General features: G+C 75.4%; 15 protein-coding genes and 1 pseudogene. 8 read left to right on the top strand and 8 right to left on the bottom strand.

Annotated elements, in window-relative coordinates; genetic code table 11:
- Positions 1–98: 98 nt before the first annotated feature.
- Together AC07A6_RS05635 and AC07A6_RS05630 are read left to right on the top strand one after the other, a co-directional pair.
- Positions 99–898, top strand: a pseudogene (locus AC07A6_RS05635) (GNAT family N-acetyltransferase).
- A complete protein-coding gene (locus AC07A6_RS05630; RefSeq protein WP_478776211.1) occupies positions 895–1,857 on the top strand; it encodes a lysophospholipid acyltransferase family protein in 963 nt (320 codons plus the stop codon). Before AC07A6_RS05635 ends, AC07A6_RS05630 begins: the two are co-directional and overlap by 4 nt.
- Here the strand turns inward: AC07A6_RS05630 and egtD are convergent.
- From egtD to egtA, 4 genes are read right to left on the bottom strand one after another with little or no spacing between them, the layout of a single operon-like run.
- Positions 1,749–2,714, bottom strand: coding sequence for an L-histidine N(alpha)-methyltransferase (gene egtD / locus AC07A6_RS05625; RefSeq protein ID WP_478776210.1), 966 nt, complete (start codon positions 2,712–2,714; stop codon positions 1,749–1,751). The two genes, AC07A6_RS05630 and egtD, sit on opposite strands and share 109 nt — an antisense overlap.
- Complete coding sequence (gene egtC / locus AC07A6_RS05620; protein WP_478776209.1) at positions 2,711–3,469, bottom strand: ergothioneine biosynthesis protein EgtC; 759 nt, start codon at positions 3,467–3,469, stop codon at positions 2,711–2,713. The genes egtD and egtC overlap by 4 nt, the downstream gene beginning before the upstream one ends.
- Entirely contained in the window at positions 3,469–4,803 is a 1,335-nt protein-coding gene (gene egtB, locus AC07A6_RS05615; RefSeq protein ID WP_478776208.1) for an ergothioneine biosynthesis protein EgtB, read from the bottom strand. Before egtB ends, egtC begins: the two co-directional genes overlap by 1 nt.
- Positions 4,800–6,224, bottom strand: a complete 1,425-nt coding sequence (egtA, locus tag AC07A6_RS05610) for an ergothioneine biosynthesis glutamate--cysteine ligase EgtA (RefSeq protein ID WP_478776207.1) — start codon at positions 6,222–6,224, stop codon at positions 4,800–4,802. Before egtA ends, egtB begins: the two co-directional genes overlap by 4 nt.
- A 109-nt stretch (positions 6,225–6,333) precedes the next feature.
- Between egtA and AC07A6_RS05605 the strand changes: the two genes are divergently transcribed.
- Positions 6,334–7,149, top strand: coding sequence for a TIGR02452 family protein (locus tag AC07A6_RS05605; protein WP_478776206.1), 816 nt, complete (start codon positions 6,334–6,336; stop codon positions 7,147–7,149).
- 67 nt (positions 7,150–7,216) lie between these two features.
- Here AC07A6_RS05605 and AC07A6_RS05600 read toward each other — a convergent pair whose 3' ends face one another.
- The gene (locus AC07A6_RS05600) at positions 7,217–7,930 is read right to left on the bottom strand and encodes an NADPH-dependent F420 reductase (RefSeq protein ID WP_362464912.1); all 714 of its coding nucleotides are present in this window, start codon (positions 7,928–7,930) and stop codon (positions 7,217–7,219) included.
- A 92-nt stretch (positions 7,931–8,022) separates the two neighbouring features.
- Between AC07A6_RS05600 and AC07A6_RS05595 the strand changes: the two genes are divergently transcribed.
- Positions 8,023–8,970, top strand: a complete 948-nt coding sequence (locus AC07A6_RS05595) for a helix-turn-helix transcriptional regulator (protein WP_478776205.1) — start codon at positions 8,023–8,025, stop codon at positions 8,968–8,970.
- Positions 8,971–8,974: 4 nt separating this feature from the next.
- On the opposite strand, the gene AC07A6_RS05590 is transcribed toward AC07A6_RS05595, so the two are convergent.
- The gene (locus tag AC07A6_RS05590; protein WP_478776204.1) at positions 8,975–9,439 is read right to left on the bottom strand and encodes a type II toxin-antitoxin system PemK/MazF family toxin; all 465 of its coding nucleotides are present in this window, start codon (positions 9,437–9,439) and stop codon (positions 8,975–8,977) included.
- 146 nt (positions 9,440–9,585) lie between these two features.
- Here AC07A6_RS05590 and AC07A6_RS05585 point away from each other — a divergent pair, with 146 nt between their 5' ends.
- Positions 9,586–12,381 carry a hypothetical protein gene (locus AC07A6_RS05585; protein WP_478776203.1) on the top strand — a complete coding sequence of 932 codons (2,796 nt, stop codon included), beginning with the start codon at positions 9,586–9,588 and terminating at the stop codon, positions 12,379–12,381.
- On the opposite strand, the gene AC07A6_RS05580 is transcribed toward AC07A6_RS05585, so the two are convergent.
- Positions 12,362–13,555, bottom strand: a complete 1,194-nt coding sequence (locus AC07A6_RS05580; RefSeq protein ID WP_478776202.1) for a cytochrome P450 — start codon at positions 13,553–13,555, stop codon at positions 12,362–12,364. The genes AC07A6_RS05585 and AC07A6_RS05580 overlap by 20 nt on opposite strands.
- Positions 13,556–13,787: 232 nt before the next feature.
- Here AC07A6_RS05580 and AC07A6_RS05575 point away from each other — a divergent pair, with 232 nt between their 5' ends.
- Positions 13,788–14,450: a GOLPH3/VPS74 family protein gene (locus AC07A6_RS05575; RefSeq protein ID WP_478776201.1), complete on the top strand. Its 663-nt coding sequence runs from the start codon at positions 13,788–13,790 to the stop codon at positions 14,448–14,450.
- Positions 14,451–14,510: 60 nt separating this feature from the next.
- Here the strand turns inward: AC07A6_RS05575 and AC07A6_RS05570 are convergent, their stop codons facing one another.
- A complete protein-coding gene (locus AC07A6_RS05570; protein WP_386271997.1) occupies positions 14,511–15,191 on the bottom strand; it encodes a response regulator in 681 nt (226 codons plus the stop codon).
- A gap of 183 nt (positions 15,192–15,374) precedes the next feature.
- Between AC07A6_RS05570 and AC07A6_RS05565 the strand changes: the two genes are divergently transcribed.
- Together AC07A6_RS05565 and AC07A6_RS05560 are read left to right on the top strand one after the other, a co-directional pair.
- Positions 15,375–16,313: an ATP-binding cassette domain-containing protein gene (locus AC07A6_RS05565; protein ID WP_362464891.1), complete on the top strand. Its 939-nt coding sequence runs from the start codon at positions 15,375–15,377 to the stop codon at positions 16,311–16,313.
- Positions 16,310–17,164, top strand: a complete 855-nt coding sequence (locus AC07A6_RS05560; protein WP_478776200.1) for an ABC transporter permease — start codon at positions 16,310–16,312, stop codon at positions 17,162–17,164. Before AC07A6_RS05565 ends, AC07A6_RS05560 begins: the two co-directional genes overlap by 4 nt.
- Positions 17,165–17,205: the final 41 nt, after the last annotated feature.

Raw genomic sequence — 17,205 nt, 5'->3', positions numbered from 1 at the left:
CGGTCGGTCATGTCGAATCCAGCCGGTCACGGAAGAAGTAGAGGAGCCGGGCCCGCCACCTGCGGACCCGGCTCCCCGTGCCCGGATCAGGAGCAGCCATGACCATCGCCCCCCTGTCCCCGTCCCCCCTCGCACACCCAGCCCCGGCCGCCGCCCCCACGGCCCCCGCCGCCCCCCGCTACACCGTCCGCCTCGCCCGCGACGAGGACGAGGTCCGCGCCGCCCAGCGGCTGCGCCACCAGGTCTTCGCCGGAGAGCTCGGCGCCCGCCTCGACGGCCCCGAGCCCGGCCTGGACGCCGACGCCTTCGACGCGTACTGCGACCACCTCCTCGTCCTCGACGAGGAGACCGGGCAGGTCGTCGGCACCTACCGGCTGCTGCCGCCGGAGCGCGCCGCCGTCGCCGGACGCCTCTACTCCGAGGGCGAGTTCGACCTCTCCGCCCTCGCCCGATCCGCCCCGACCTGGTCGAGGTCGGCCGGTCCTGCGTCCACCCCGACCACCGCAACGGCGCCGTCATCGCCCTGATCTGGGCCGGCCTGGCCCGCTACATGGAGCGCACCGGCCACAACTGGCTCGCCGGGTGCTGCTCGATACCGCTGGCCGACGGCGGGGTGCTGGCCGCCGCCACGCGCGAGACCGTCCTCACCCGCAACCTCGCCCCGCAGGAGTACCGCGTCACCCCGCACCTGCCCTGGAGCCCCGGTCAGATCACCGTCCCCGGCCGCACGGAGCTGCCTCCCCTGCTGCGCGGCTACATCCGCCTCGGCGCCTGGGTCTGCGGGGAACCCGCCTTCGACGCCGAGTTCGGCTGCGCCGACCTGTACGTGCTGCTCTCCCTGCGCCGGACCAACCCGCGCTACCTGAACCACTTCCTCTCGCTCGCCCCGGGCGCATGAACACCTGGCTGCCCACCTCGCCCTGTACCCCCGGGGCCTGCGCGTACCAGCCGGGGAGGCCCGCGGGTGCGGTCCGGGCGGTGCTGCGGCTCGCCCTCGCCCTCGCCCTGGTCCTGCTCGCCGTCCCGGCCGCCCCTCCGGTCCGGCTGCTCCCCGCCCGGCCCCGGCACGCCCTGGTCCGGGCCTGGTCCGCCGCGCTCGTACGGTCGATGGGGATACGGATCACCGTGCACGGCACCCCGGGGCCGGGCGGGGGCAGCCTGATCGTCGCCAACCACATCTCCTGGCTGGACGTACCGCTCGTCGCCGCCGTCCTGCCCGGCCGGATGCTGGCCAAGAGCGAGATCGGCGCCTGGCCGGTGCTCGGCCCGCTCGCCGCCCGGGCGGGCACCCTGTTCATCGAACGCGACCGGATCCGGGCCCTGCCCCGCACGGTCGCGGCCCTCGCCGGGGCGATGCGGGCCGGCGACCGGGTCACCGTCTTCCCCGAGGGCTCCACCTGGTGCGGGCGCGCCCAGGGGCCCTTCCGGCGGGCCGCGTTCCAGTCGGCGCTGGACGCACGGGTACCCGTACAGCCCCTGCGGATCGCGTACCGGCTGGCGGACGGATCGCTCGCCGGAGCGCCCGCCTTCGTCGGGGACGACCCGCTGACCGCCTCCCTGTGGCGGATCGCCCGCGCGCGCGGGGTACGGGCGGAGGTACGGCTGCTGCCCCGCATCCCGGTGGGCCGCCACGCCGACCGCCGCGCACTGGCGGCGGCCGCGCGGGAGGCCGTACTCGGCACCACCGGGCGGGAGCTGCCGCTGCTGACGGGCATACCCGCGCAGCAGCGGCCCGGCGGGGAGCCGGATCAGCCCTCGGCCACCGACAGGGACAGCGCGAAGCGGCCCGCCGCGTCCGTCCACCAGTGCGTCAGTTCGAGGCCCGCTTCCGCCAGCTCCTTGCGCACCCCGTCCTGACGGAACTTCGCGGAGACCTCCGTCAGGATGTCCTCGCCCGCCTCGAACGGCACCAGCAGGTCCAGCGCCCGGACCTTGACCGTCACCGCCTGCCGGGCCCGCAGGCGCATCTCGATCCACTCGTGCTCCCGGTTCCACACCGCCACGTGGTCGAAGTCGGCGGTGTGGAAGTCCGCGCCCAGCTCGCGGTCGATGACCGCCAGCACGTTCTTGTTGAACTCGGCGGTCACCCCCCGCGCGTCGTCGTACGCGGCCACCAGCACGGCCTCGTCCTTCACCAGGTCGGTGCCGAGCAGCAGCGCGTCCCCGGGCGACAGCATCGCCCGTACGGACGCCAGGAACAGCGCCCGTTCCGGCGGCAGCAGGTTGCCGATCGTGCCGCCCAGGAACACCACCAGCCGGGGCCCCTCCGAGTCCGGCAGGTGCAGCGGCTTCGTGAAGTCGGCCAGCAGGGCGTGCACCCGCAGGCCCGGATGCTGCGCCAGGAGCAGCTCGCCCGCGCCGGTGAGGGCGCTCTCGCTCACGTCCACCGGGACGTAGGTCCGCAGCGCGGGCATCGCCTCGATCAGGTGCCGGGTCTTCTCCGAGGAGCCGGAGCCCAGCTCCACCAGGGTGCGCGACCCGCTCACCGCGGCGATCTCCCCGGCCCGCTCCAGCAGGATCTCCCGCTCGGCGCGGGTCGGGTAGTACTCCGGCAACCGGGTGATCTCCTCGAAGAGCTCACTGCCCCGGGTGTCGTAGAACCACTTCGGCGGCAGCTCCTTGGGGAAGCGGGTCAGGCCGCCCTGGACGTCGGCGCGCAGCGCCTTGTCGGCGGCGTGCTCGTCCAGGGTCCGGGTCAACTGGAAATCGCTCACGGGGAGGTCTCCTTGAGGGGGGTCAGGGCGACCCGCGTGCGGGTGGCGGTCAGCAGGGTCCGGTCGGGCACCTCGCACCAGCGGGCGTCGTCGTCATACGGCTCGGACGCCACGACCACGCGCCCCGCCGCCGGTTCGGCCAGGTACCAGAGGGAGTCGCCCCAGGCGGTCGCCGCGATCGTGGCGCCGTCGGTCAGCAGCAGGTTCAGCCGGGAGCCCGGGGCCGCCGTGGACAGCTCGCGGACCGGCTCCGCCAGGGCGGTGCCGATGTCGTCGCCCTCCCGCAGCCGGCGCAGCACCAGCGCCCAGACCAGCGCCGAATCCGTGCGCGCCGCCAGCTGGAGCAGCTCCCGCGGCGGCAGGGCGGCGGCCAGCGGACCCGCCGCGTCGGGCCAGTCCCGCACGGCCCCGTTGTGGCTGAACAGCCACGGCCCCGAGGCGAAGGGCGCCGCGGCGGCCTCCCCGTCCGCGCCCGGCAGCGTGGCGTCCCGCACGGCGGCCAGGAACGCGCCGCTGCGCACCACGCGGGCGAGGTCGGCGAAGGTGAGGTCGCCCCAGACGGGCCCGGCGCGCCGGTAGCGGGCCGGGACCGGGTCGCCCTCGGCGTACCAGCCGACGCCGAAGCCGTCCGCGTTGACGGTGCCGAACCGCTGGCGGCGCGGCTGCCAGGACTGGCGGACCAGGGCGTGCCCGGGCTCGCTCAGCAGCCGCTCCAGCGCCACGGCCGGCCCCAGGTAGGCGAGGTGGCGGCACATCAGGCGTCCCTCGCGGTGCGGAAGCCGGAGAAGATCTGCCGCCGCACGGGCAGGTCCCAGTTGCGGAAGGTGCCCCGGCAGGCCACCGGGTCCACGGCGAAGGAGCCGCCGCGCAGCACCTTGTGCGCCGGGCCGAAGAACACCTCCGAGTACTCCCGGTAGGGGAAGGCGCGGAAGCCCGGGTAGGGCAGGAAGTCCGAGGCCGTCCACTCCCACACGTCGCCGATCAGCTGGCGCACCCCCAGCGGGGAGGCCCCGGCCGGGTAGCCGCCCGCCGCGGAGGGGCGCAGGTGGCGCTGGCCCAGGTTGGCGTGGGCGGGGGTGGGGTCGGCGTCGCCCCAGGGGTAGCGGCGGGAGCGGCCGGAGGCCGGGTCGTGGCGGGCGGCCTTCTCCCACTCCGCCTCGGTGGGCAGCCGGCGGCCCGCCCAGCGGGCGTACGCGTCGGCCTCGTACCAGCTGACGTGCAGAACCGGTTCTTCACCGGGTACGGGCTCGGTCACCCCGAAGCGGCGGCGCAGCCACTGGCCGCCCTCGCGGTGCCAGAACAGCGGGGCCCCGATGTCGTGCGCCCGGATCTGCTCCCAGCCCTCGGGGGCCCACCAGCGGGGCTCCCGGTAGCCGCCGTCTGCGATGAAGGCCTGGTAGGCGGCGTTGGTCACCGGGACCGTGTCGATCCGGAAGGAGGCCACCTCCCGCACGTGTGCGGGCCGTTCGTTGTCCAGCGCCCAGGGCTCGGTGGAGGTGCCCATGGTGAACGGGCCCGCCGGGACGAGGACTTCGGCCGCCGGTGGCGGCGGGCCCTGCGGCGGGTCCGGGTCCGGGGCGGCCAGCACCGGCGCGCCGGACCGCAGTTGATGGGTGATCAGCATCGTCTCGTCGTGCTGCTGCTCGTGTTGGGCGATCATCCCGAACACGAAGCCCTCGTCGAGCAGCGCCGTGCCCTCCAGTGGAGTCCGCTCCAGCAGCGCGAAGACGCGGCCGCGCACCTCCGCCGCGTACCGGCGGGCGGCCTCCGGGCCCAGCAGGGGCAGCTTCGGCCGTTCGGAGCGGGGGTGCTCGAAGGCGTCGTACAGGGAGTTGATCTCCGGGTGCATGGACTCCCGGCCGGCCACCCGGCCCAGCAGCCACAGCTCCTCCTGGTTCCCGATGTGCGCCAGGTCCCAGACCAGCGGGGACATCAGGGGGGAGTGCTGCGCGGTCAGGTCCCGGTCGCTGACCGCGTCGGTCAGTGCCGCGGTACGGGCCCGGGCGGCGGTCAGGGCGGCGGCGGCGCGCTCGCGCAGCAGCTCGGGGTGGATCCCGGAGTGGATTCCGGGGCGGGTCTCGGCGGTCACTGGCGGGGTCCCTTCGCGGCGGTCGGCCGGCGCCGGTGTTCCCCCGCGCCGGCTCCGGCGGTGGCGGTGGCGTGGGCGGTGGCGTGGGCCTTGACGGTTCTGCCCGCGGCCCCGGATCCGGCTCCGCCCCCTGCTCCGGCCTCGGCCTCGGCGTCGTCGGCCGGGCAGCGCCCGCGCCGCACGTAGCGCTCCGCGAAGGCGCCCACCGCGTCCTGGACCTCCCTGCCCGCCCCGAGCCGGGGCAGCGCCTCGGCCGCGGCCCGGAAGCACACGGCGGCGGCCGTGCGCAGCTCCGGATCGGCGAGCCCCGACCGGGCGGCGGTCCGCCACAGCGGGTTGCGCGGCGCGCACTGGGAGCCGTACGCGTCGGCCAGCGCCTTCACCGCCCGGCAGGCGGTCTCGGCGGCCCCGGGGTCGTCGAAGAGCGCGTGCACGAGCGCGACCGGGACCAGCCAGCCGTCCTCGCCCGGCTGCGCGTCGATCATGCGCAGCTCCAGGTGGCCGCGCGGCCGGACCGGCGGGAAGAGGGTGGTGAGGTGGTATTCGAGGTCCTCGGCGGTGGGCCGCCGTCCGGCGCCCGTACGCGGCCCCGTGCGCAGCCAGTCGCGGAAGCTCAGCCCGCTCGGCACCGTCCAGGGGCCGTCTCCGGGCGCGCGTACGCACATCACCTCGGTGTCCAGCGCGTGCCGGACCCAGCCGGCCCGGGGCTCGGCCGCCAGGGGCGGGGCGAGCGCGCGCCGCGGGTCGATGTCGCTCCAGATGCCCTGCCGGGCGCACCGCCAGCCCCGGTAGGGGCCGTCGCGGCGGCCGGGGGAGTTGGCGAAGACGGCGACCAGGACGGCGCCCAGCAGGTGGGCGAGGTGCCAGCGCCGGTCGTGCCCGAGCGGGCCGGGCTCCTCGTGGCCGGCGTCCACGCAGACCTGCACGGAGGCGGAGGAGCGCATCATGGCGCGCCCGGCGGGGCCGGTCCGGTCGAAGTAGGTCTCCATCGCGTCGTAACGCGGGCTGGCCAGCAGCCGGTCGAGCGGTGTCCGGGGGTCCTGGCCGAGGCCCCGCAGGACGAGGCCCTGGCCGTGCAGGGCGCCGCGGACCGCGGTGAGGTCGGCCCGCAGGCCGTCCAGGCAGGCGGTGAGGGAGTCGGCGGGGGCCGAGCTGAGTTCCAGCTGGCCGCCGGGCTCGACGGTGAGCCGGGAGTTCAGGGGCAGTGCGCGGGCGGCCGCGTGGGCGGCGGTCAGCCTCTCGGGGGGCAGCGGCAGCCAGGGCCGCTCGGCGTCCAGGACGAGCCATTCGAGCTCGGCGCCGAGGAGGCGGGGCGGTCCGGTCTTGAAGCAGATGCCGTGGACGAGCTCCTCGGCGGCCGCTTCGGTCAGGGGGGTCTGTTCGGAGTTCAGGGCGAATGGAGCGGGCGAGTCCTCGGGCATGACCGGAACCTCGTCTCCTGTCGTCGGCCGTGATGTCACCCGTGCCCTACCCCTCATCGGAGCGCTAATTCCTTTGCCTTCCCGGGTCCCGGGGGCCGAGGATTCCGGCGTGAGCAGCAGATTGCGCGAGATCGCGCGGGAGAACGCACTGATCGCGGCGTCCGGGGAGTACCGGACGCGGTCGGGGCGGCGGGTCTCCCTCGCCGCCGACCTGGCGGAAGCCAAGGCCGGAACCAGGATATACGGGCCGAATCCGGTCATACCGGGCGAAGAGCCCGTCGGGGGAGGCCGTGCGACGGTCTTCGAAGTCACCGGGGAGAGCAGCACGGTCGCCGCCCGCCGCCTCGCGGGGGAGGGCGGTGTGGCGGTCCTGAACTTCGCATCGGCCCGCAATCCCGGGGGCGGGTACGTCCGCGGGGCCAAGGCCCAGGAGGAGGCGCTGTGCCGCGCCTCGGCCCTGTACGAGACCCTGCTGGAGGCCCCGGAGTACTACGAGGTCCACCGTGCGGGAAAGAGCACCTTCTACACCGACCGGGTGATTCACTCTCCCGGGGTGCCGGTGTTCCGCGACGACCGGGGCGAACTGCTGGACACCCCGTTCCGGGCCGGCTTCCTCACCTCCCCGGCCCCGAACGCCGGCACCATCCGCCGCCAGGAGCCGGAGCGCGCGCACGAGATCCCGGCCGCCCTGGCCCGGCGCGCTGGGCTGGTCCTGGAGGTGGCCGCAGTGCACGGATACCGGCGGCTGGTGCTGGGCGCGTGGGGGTGCGGGGTGTTCCGCAACGACCCGGCGCAGGTGGCGGAGGCCTTCCGGGCGGCCCTGACCGGCCGCTTCGAGGGGACCTTCGAGCGGGTCGCGTTCGGGATCCTGGACCGCGACCCCCGCACCCGCGAGACCTTCGCCGCGGCCTTCGCCGGCCGCTGACCGGCGCGGCCCGGCGTGCGGGCCCCGGGCGTGCGGGCCCCGGGTATGCCGGCCCCGGGCGCGCGGGTCAGCGTACGACCTTGATCCCGAAGGGGGTCCCGAAGCCGAGGGCGAAGCCGATCGCGCTGTGCAGGTGGGCGTACATCTCCATGCCGCGCGCGGACACGAGCGGGCCGAGGTCGAGGACGTCGCTCCAGCCGTACTCCCTCAGCAGCTCGGTGACCCGCTGCTTGGCGCCCGCGTCCGCGCCGGCGACGAACATCGTGTGGTCCCCGCCGTTGACGGCGCCCGGACGGGCCACGGTCTCCTGCTCCTGGGTGACGAAGGACTTGACGACCTTCGTGCGCGGCAGGGCCCGCTGGATCTGCTCGCCGAGGCTGTCGGTGTCGCACGGGTCGAACTTCGGCATCACGCCCCACGGCGTGGGCCACGGGTGCTCGCTCTCGTGCCCGTACACGTACGGCACGGCGTAGTCGACCAGGGTCTTGCCCGCCAGGTCGTCCGCGATCGCGGACAGCGCGGCGACGGCGTTGTGCCCGTCGATGCCGTTGACGACGAGGTCGTCGGCGGCGGCCGCGGCCCCGCCGAAGGTCAGCAGGGTGACACCGGGGTGCTCGGCGAGGAAGGCCGGGTAGGGCGCGTTGCCCATCATGTCGGGCTCGGTGCGGGCCATGGTGGCCTCGACGTCGCGGGTGCCGACGTACACCTCGTGCCCGAGCTCCAGCAGCCTGGCGGTGTGGGCGCGGGCGCCGCCGCCGGTACCGAGAACGGCGATCTTCATAGGGTTCCTCCTGTTTCGTTCCGTTTGGACAGGTCCAAGGTAGGAGGACTTCAGGACAGCCCGTGTCCTTTGACCCGGGCACAGTGGAACGTATGACGAGTGACATGACCGTACGGATGCTCCGGCTGCTGTCCCTGCTGCAGACCCGGCGGGAATGGCCCGGCACCGACCTGGCGGACCGGCTGGAGGTCACCGTCCGCACCGTCCGCCGCGACATCGACCGGCTGCGGCAGCTGGGCTACCCCGTCGACGGCACCCGCGGCCACGCCGGCGGCTACCGCCTGGCAGCTGGAACCGACCTGCCTCCGCTGCTCCTGGACGACGAGGAGGCCGTCGCGGTCACGGTCGCCCTGCGCACCGCCGCGGGCAGCCTCACCGGCATGGAGGAGACCGCCCTGCGGGCACTGGCCAAGCTGGAACAGGTCCTCCCGCGCCGCCTGCGCGGCCGGGTCGGCGCGCTCCAGTCCACCCTGTCCGGCATCACCTGGGAGGACCGCGGGCCCCGGGTCGACCCGGCCCTGCTGACCACCCTCGCCGTCGCCTGCCGCGACCACGAGGTGCTCACCTTCACCTACACCACCCGCCAGGGGCCGGCCGCGCACCGCAGGGCCGAGCCCTGCCACCTGGTCGCCTCCGGCGGCCTCTGGTACCTCATCGCCCACGACACCGCCAAGGACGACTGGCGCCTCTTCCGCCTCGACCGCATCACCGACCCCACCGCCACCGGGCGGCGCGTCCCGGCGCGAGAGGTCCCCGGCGGCGACCCGGCCGCGTTCGCCGCCGAGCGCCTGAAGGCCGCCCCGACGCGGTACCGGGCCGTCGCGGCCGTCGACGCCCCGGCGGACACCCTGCGCCACCTGGGCACCCGCGTCCGCCCGGTCACCGCCGCCACCTGCCGCGTCGACGCCTCGGACGACTTCCTGCCCCGCATCGCCGCGACCCTGGCGGGCCTGGGCGCGGACTACACCCTCGATGCCGACCCGGCGGTCCTCGCCCACCTCCGGGCGGCGGCGCACCGGATGCTCGCCGGGGCCGGCTGAGGGACTACTGCCAGCCGTACAGGTCGCGCAGCCGGTCCACCACCAGGCGGAATCGGGGCAGGTCCAGCGCACAGGCCTCGCGGCGCATGCCCGCCTCGTGGACCCGCAGCACCCGGTCCAGGTCCACCCAGGACTCCCGGCCCGCGCCGTCCCAGGGACCCGAGCCGATCGCCACCCACTCCCGGTCGCGGTCGTGCCGCTTGCTGGAGAGCTGGACGGCGAGCAGCGTGGCCCCGCCCGCCTCCCGCGCCACCACGAGCACCGGGCGGTCCTTGCCCCGCCCGTCGTTCTCCTCGAACGGGACGAAGGTCCACACGATCTCACCCGGGTCCGGATCCCCGTCCGGGTCGGGGGCGTACTCGGTGCGGACCGGGCCGAGGGCGCGGGGATCGGCCTCGGTGGTGGCGGTCGGGCCGTCCCGGCCGGGCTGCTCGACGTGGCTGCTGCCGTGGTGCGAAAGTGCCGTCATTTCGCGGAGATTACTAGGTTTCGAGGCCCCGCCGTGCGCCTTGGCGCGGCGCGCGAACCCGTCGTCGTCACGCGTTCCGCCCGCTCCCGGCGACCCCCGCCACCACGCTCACGCGGCCGATCGGCGGGCGGGTAGCGTGGGGTGATATGAGCACGCCAGAAGTCCCAGGGTCCGACAGCACGTTCCGCCGCCTGTTCGCGCACGCCGGAGCCGAGGCCGCGGCCCTGGTCGCCTCGGCCCTCCCGCCGCAGGAGCGGTCGGAAGCGGAGGTGGAGGCGGAGGCGGCCGAGGCCGTCGAGAAGCAGTGGAGTGCCCCGCGCGCCGGTGACTTCGCGCGCGACACCTGGACGTCCGGTCCGCTGCCCGAGGTCCAGCGGCGGTTCCGGACCCGGCTGGGCGACGACGAACAGGCCTGGCAGAGCGCGTTCGAGCTGCTCGCGTCAGGTTTCAAGGGCGACATGGAGGCTCTGCTCGACGCAGCCGCGCGCCACGAGACGGCCGGCCGGGACCCGAACCGCCCCATCGAACCGAGCACGCCCGTGAGCTGGATGATCCCGATCGCGCCCGAGGCCGTACGGCTCCCCCTGCTCCGGCGACTGGCGGAAGGGCACCTGCGCGCGTTCGCGTTCCGCGGCATGCCCGGGTCACCCCTCGCGCAGGCCCTGGTCGACACCCGCGACCGCACGGTCTGGCAGCGGCTCCTCGGATCGATGTACGAGGGGAGGGGGCGCTGGGACGACAAGGACGCGGTGTTCGAACGCCTCTTCCTGACGCAGGACGACCCGGAAGTCAACGAATGGCTGCTCACCGGCCTCGACGGCGGGCTGCCCCACCGCAGGTACCGACTGGCCCCCTCCACCCGGCTGGCCCTCCTGGAAGGCCGCCCGTTCGGGGCCGGCGCCGCCGACCCGCTCCCGCGCACCCCGGCCGTCCACGCCCTGATCGACGGCGCCCACGCCCCCTGGGAGCCGGACCTGCTGCGGATCTGCTACGACTCCCGCGAACCGGCCCTCGCCGCCCACGCCCTGCACGCCTCCCTCGGCAGCGACGGGGAACTGCTCACGCCCTACCAGCAGTTGGTCGCGGCGATACGACTGTGGGGCTCGGGCCGCTCCGAAGGACTGCGCACGCTCCTCGAACGGGCCTCCAAAGCCCCCGGCATCCGCGACCCGCGCGTACGCGAAGCCTTCGGCGCGGCACGGGCCGGCGGTTCCGTACAGCCCCTGCACGACGCCGCGTCGGTGCTCCGGGAGGACGCCGACGCCCACCTGGACGAGGCGCTCGCCGTGTGGGGCCTGCGCCTGCCGGCGGCCGTCGACTCCCGCGCGCTCGGGTGCTACGACCAGGCCGAACTCGCAGCCGCGAGCCGGGCTGTCACCGGCGACCGCTGGTACCGGGTGGACTGGGACCTCGTCCGCAGCCGCCTCGCCGACCCCGGGGCACGCCACCACCGGCAGCGGACCCGCGAACGCCACGGGGTCCTGCTGGCCCGAGCCGACTGCCCGCCCGACGTCGTGGCCGCCCTCGCCCACCCCCTGCCCGGCGGCCTCGACCTGCTGCGGCTGTACGCCGACCGGGACACCGCCGTCACCACGCTGACCCGTACGAACACCGGTGTCCCGGGGGAGCGCTGGTACTGCGGCACGGCGGTCGTGTCCGCCGCCCGCCCCGCGCCCGGCTGGGAGCCCGCGGTGACCACCGAGGACGTCCTGCGCCACGCGCACCCCGTCCACGGCCTGCTCCACGGCGTTCCCCAGGACACGATCGCCCGCGCCGTCGCCGGGTTCCTCGCGCAGGAGGGCATCGGCACCCCGGCGGCCGAGGCACGGATGTGGCTCGGACTGCGCCGCCTCACCCCGTACTTCGCGGGCCCCCTGCCGCGACTCCTGCGCACCGCCGCCCGGCTCGGGGACGACGGCAGCCCGCTCGACGTCGTGCCCGCCGCCGACTTCCTCGTCGGCCCCGGCCGGGAAGAGGCCGCCGGACTGGTCCGCGACCGGCTGGGAGCCGCGCCCGGCCCCTGGGCGCACGCCGTACGGCTGCTGGCCGCCGGCTTCGACGGCACGCTGCCCGAACTGCTCGGCGCGGCGGGCGCGGCCGGTGCAGCGGGTGCGGCGGGCGCGGCCGGTGCGGCCGACGCGCAGCCGCCCGCCGAGCCAGGCCCCGCGCGCCTCCTCCAGGGCGCGGCGGCCGCCCTCCTCGGACTCGCCCCCGCCGGGCTGGCCGACGCCGTGGTGAGCCGCCTCGACGTGCCGGCCCTCCTCGTCCTCGTCCGTACCACCCGGGACCCCGGTACGCTGCGCGCCCTGGCCCGCAGCCGGGACCGGCAGGTGTGGGACGCGCTGCTGGACGTCCCCCGGGTGCCCCTGCCGTCCGACCCGCCGTACCCGCGGCCGTACGCCGGACTGCGGGAGGAGGTCCTGATACCGGAGCTGCTCGCCCAGGACGACCCCTGGCTCAACGCCCGTCTCGTGCGGGAGGAGTTCGCCCGGGACCGCGAGGAGAACGCCGCACGCATCAGCGCCGTGCTCGCGGGACGGCCCTTCGGCCCGGCGCAGCAGCCCGTCCAGGTGCTCCCCGCCCTGTACGCCGACTTCGCCGGCTGGACCCCCGACTCCGGCACCGAACTGCCGGAATGGACCCGGAACCCCTACCTCTACACCTCGCCCGAGCCCGTCCTGGCGATGCAGGCCCTGATGGCGGTGCGCAAGCCCGACCGGGTCGATCCGCCGATGACCCAGCTCGACGTCCGGCAGAGCCTGGTGGCCGCGTCGACGATCGCCCGCGCGGGACGGTTCGACCTGCTGGAGTACGTCGCCGCGCACTGGAACGTCCGCTACCCGTACGCGCAGCACCAGGACGTCCGGGAGCTGTTCGCCCGTGCCGCCCGCCTGCGCTCGGCGCAGGAGCTGGACGCGGCGCTCACCAGCCGACCGGCATGACGCGCGCCCCGCGCACCAGCATCTCGGACTTCCAGACGACGTCCCCGACGACCTTCAGCCCGGGGAACCGAGCCAGCAGCGCCCCCAGCGCCTCCTGGAGTTCCATGCGGGCCAGCTGGGCGCCCAGGCAGTGGTGGACGCCGTGGCCGAAGCCGAGGTGCTGGTTGGAGGTGCGCCGGATGTCGAGGACCCCGGGGGCGGTGAAGCGCAGCGCGTCACGGTTCGCGGCGCCCGTCGCGACGAGCACCGGCTCCCCGGCCCTGACGAGGGTGCCGCCGACCTCGACGTCCTCGGTGGCGTAGCGGGCCTGGCTCGCCCCGCGGCCCAGCGGTACGAACCGCAGGAGCTCCTCCACGGCCTGCGCGATCAGGCCGGGGTCGCGGCGCAGCAGCGCGAGCTGGTCGGGGTGGTCCAGCAGGGTGAGGACGAAGTTGGGGATCTGGGAGGCCGTCGTCTCGTGCCCGGCGACCAGGACCCCGACGCACAGGTCGACGAGCTCCGGCTCGGACAGCCGGTCGTCGCCGCCGTCACGGGCCTCGATGAGCGCCGTCATCAGGTCGTCCCGCGGCTCCCGGCGGTGCAGCTCGATCAGTCCGGCCATGTAGCCGCGCAGTTCCTGGAGGTTGGCGGCGAACTCCTCCGCCGTCAGCGAGCTGGTCGAGAGCGCCGCGTCGCTCCACACCCGAAAGCGCGGCCGGTCCTCGACCGGCACGCCCAGCAGCCGGCAGATCACGGCCACCGGGATGGGCAGTGCGAAGCGGTCGACGAGGTCGACCGGGGGTCCGGCCGCCTCCAGCTCGTCGAGCAGCGCCGCGGTGAGCGCGCGCACCTGGGGCCGGAGCCCCTCGACCTGCCGGACGGTGAACGCCTTGGCCACCAGGGACCGCAGCCGGGTGTGGTCCGGCGGGTCCATGCCGAGGATGCCGGACGCGCCGCGGCCCTCGGACTGCCGGGGCTCGTCGCGGCCGGCCGCCGCCGCGCGGCTGAACCGCGCGTCACCGAGCACGAGGCGGGCGTCCGCGTACCGGGTGACCAGCCAGGCCTCCTCGCCGTACGGCATCTGCACGCGTAACAGGCCGGGCCGGTCGCGGACGCGCTCGTACTCCTCGGCGAGCCGGAGTCCTTCGGCCGTGTTGAAGGGGTAGGAGAGGGGAGTGGAACCGGTGGCCGTCACGTCGACCTCCAAGGTCGCAAGCGGGATGCCTGCAACGTAGGACGGGCCGCCGGAGCGGTCAACGACGCTTTACGGCCCCGTGGCCGACGGCCGTTCCGAGACCGTCGGCGCCGCTGGGTGACCGCCGGCGACCACCCCGCCGCCGCCGGCCGGCGCCGCTCGGGAACTCCTGTCGGTCGTCCGGCGTCTCACCTGTCGAGAGGACGATCACGGAGCGTGCGGGGGTAGCGGTATGGCGATCACACTGGCGGAGGAGATCGTGCTGCTCTCGCTGGACGACGAGTCCGGCTCGGCGCAGCAGCGGCAGGCGGCCGGCTGGGCCGTCGCCGGGGGGTTCCTGCTCGAACTGGTCCTGGCCGAACGGGTCTCCGTCAACGGCGACGCAGTCGTCGTCACGGACCCGAGCCCGACCGGGGAGCCGCTGCTCGACGGCCGCGCGGAGCTGATCGCGGCCTGGCTGCGGGGACGCGGCCGGCACCGGGCGGCTGACTGGCTGACGAGGGACCAGCCCAGGGCCGTCACCGCGGCCGTGGAGCGGCTCTGCGAGCGCGGGGTGGTCGTGGAGGAGAAGCGCAAGGTGCTCGGGATGTTCCCGGTGCGCCGCTACCCGGAAGCGGACGGCACGGTCGAACGCGAGCTGCGCGCCCGCCTCGCCGCCGTCGTGCTGGACGGCACGGAACCGGACACCCGGACGGCCGGCCTCATCGCGCTGATCCACTCCGCGAAACTGCACGGCCTGGCCTTCCCCGAGGGCCCTCGCAAGGAGGTGGAAGCGCGGATGGCGGAGATAGCCGACGGACAGTGGGCGGCCGAGAGCGTCCGCACCGCGATCCGCGACACGCAGGCGGCGATGACCGCGGTCACGGTGGTGACGACGACCACGATCCTCATCTGAGGGCCGGTCCGGTCCGGGCCGATCCGGCCCGGTCGGTCGGTCGGGCGGTCGGTCGGGCGGTCAGGCGCCGCGCGGCGGGATCAGGCCGGACTCGTGCGCGGCGATGGCCGCCTCCACCCGGTTGCGCGCGCCCAGCTTCGCCAGCACGGCGCTGACGTGCGCCTTCACCGTGCCCTCGACCAGGTGGAGCCGGCCCGCGATCTCCGCGTTGGACAGCCCGGCGCCGAGACCGGCCAGCACGTCGCGCTCCCGCTCCGTCAGCCGGTCCAGGGAGCGGTGCGGGTGAGCCGACCGGTGGGCGCGCATCCCGGCGATGACCCGTCCGGCGACCCGCGGCGACAGGTACGCCCCGCCGGCGCCCACCGCCCTTACGCCGCCCAGCAGTTCCCTCGGGTCGTCCGCCTTCAGCAGGAAGCCGTCCGCGCCCTCCTCCAGCGCCCGGGCGATGTGGTCGTCCTGGCCGAAGGTCGTCAGCATGATCACCCCGACCGCCGGCAGCTCCCGGCGGAACCGCCCCACCGCCGTCAGGCCGTCCAGGCCGGGCATCTGGATGTCCAGCAGGACCACGTCCGGCCGGTGGCGGCCGGCGAGCGCGAGGGCCTCGTGCCCGTCGCCCGCCTCCGCGACCACCTCGACGTGCGGGTCCCGGGCCAGGATGGCGCGTACGCCGGCCCGCACCATCGCCTCGTCGTCGGCCACCAGGACCCGGACCGGCCGGCCGCTCGCTGTCGTCTCTTCCACGCGGACGAGCCTACGACCGGCCCGCCGTCGGCCTGACGGAACGGCCGCAAGATCCCTCCAGGGTCGGGGAGTTCCCCCGACGAAAGGCACGAGGTCCCTTCCCTTCGTCGCATGGGCGCGGGCCCCGCACGCCCCTAGCGTCGACGCCGTCCGCAGAACGCGACCGACAGCGAAGGAACTCTCGTGATCAGCCTCCGAGGACTGACGAAACGCTACGGCGGCACCCTCGCCGTGGACGACCTGACGTTCGACGTCCGAGCCGGCCGGGTGACCGGCTTCCTCGGCCCCAACGGGGCCGGGAAGTCCACCACCATGCGCATGATCCTGGGCCTCGACCACCCCACCCGGGGACGCGCCCTGATCGCCGGCCGGCCCTACGCGGACCTGCGCAGCCCGCTGCGGGCCGTGGGAGCGATGCTCGACGCCCGAGCCGTCCACCCCGCCCGCTCCGGCCGCGCGCACCTGCTCGCCCAGGCCCGCGCCAACGCCATCCCGGCACGCCGGGTGGACGAGGTGCTGGAGACGGTCGGCCTGGCCAAGGCGGCCCGCCGGCCGGCCGGCACGTACTCGCTGGGCATGAGCGGGCGGCTCGGAGTGGCGGGCGCCCTGCTCGGCGACCCGCCCGTACTGATCCTCGACGAACCGGTCAACGGCCTCGACCCGGACGGGGTGCGGTGGATCCGCGGGCTCGTACGGGACCAGGCGGCGGAAGGCCGCACCGTCTTCCTCTCCAGCCACCTCATGAGCGAGATGCAGGTGACGGCCGACCACCTCGTCGTCATCGGGCGGGGCCGGCTGCTCAGCGACACCACGATGACGGAGTTCCTGGCCGCCGCCTCTCCCGCGACGGCGCGCGCCACCGTGCCCGATCCCGGGGAGCGGTCCGCGCTGGTCCGGCGGCTGGCAGCCGCCGACGGCGTGGCCGTCGAAGCGGGAGCGGACGGCGTGGTCACCGTCGGCGGCAGGACCGCCGCCGAGGTCGGCGACATCGCCCACCGCTGCGGGGTACGGCTGCACGCCCTGGGCGACGTGGGCGTGTCGCTGGAGCAGGCGTACATGGACCTCACCGCGAGCAGCGTCGAGTACACGACCGGCACCACGCCGGAAGGAGCACGGCAGTGAACACGAGCACGAGCACGAGCACGAGCGCGACCGGGACCGGGACCGCGCGGGACGGGCGGCGGACGGACACGGCGCGGAGCACCGACGGCGTTCCCGGCCGGCGTCCGCCCGGCGGCTTCGCCGGGGAACTCGCCTCCGAGTGGACGAAGCTCCGGTCCGTCCGAGCCCCCTACCTGGCCCTGCTCGCGGGCCTCGTCATCACCGGGGTGTTCACCTTCTACTACGCCTCGATCGCACGCATCAACGGACTGCCCGTCCAGCCCGTCGGGAACGCGGCGGCGGCCTCCGCCGTCGTCACCCAGTTCGCCTTCGTCGTCATGGCCACCGTCGCCGTCACCTCCGAGTACTCCACGGGCACCGTCCGGGCCACGCTGCTGTGGGTGCCGCGCCGGCACCGGGTCCAGGCGGCGAAGGCCCTCGTCGTGGGCACGGTCGCGTGCCTCGGCGGCACCGTGTTCGCCGCCGTGGGGACGGCCGTCGCCTGGGGGGCGTTCGAGGGGCGGGCCTCCTTCGCGGCGGGCACGACCCTCGGGCAGATCCTGGCCGTCGGGGTCTACCAGGGGCTCGTGGCCGTGCTCACCGTCGGCGTGGCCCTCGCGACGCGGCACCCGGCCGGCGCCCTGTCGATCCTCGCCGCACTGCTCTGGGCGCTGCCGAGCGTGTTCCTCGGGCTGGGCGGCGACACCCTCGCCGCCGTCAACGACCGCATGCCGTACGGGGCGGGCGACCACTTCATGCGGGCCGGCGCCGCGGCCCCGTACTCCTCGGTGACGGCCGTGCTGATCGTGGCCGCGTGGACGGCGGCGGCGTACGGGGCCGGCCTGTACGTGCTGCGGCGCAGGGACGCCTGACACCGAGTCGGCCCAGGCACCCGCCCCGCCGCCTCCCGCAG

It is taken from the genome of Streptomyces sp. NPDC044002, from assembly GCF_056434525.1.
The sequence above is the reverse complement of the archived record's forward strand: the minus strand, read 5'-3'. Positions and strand labels throughout refer to the sequence as shown.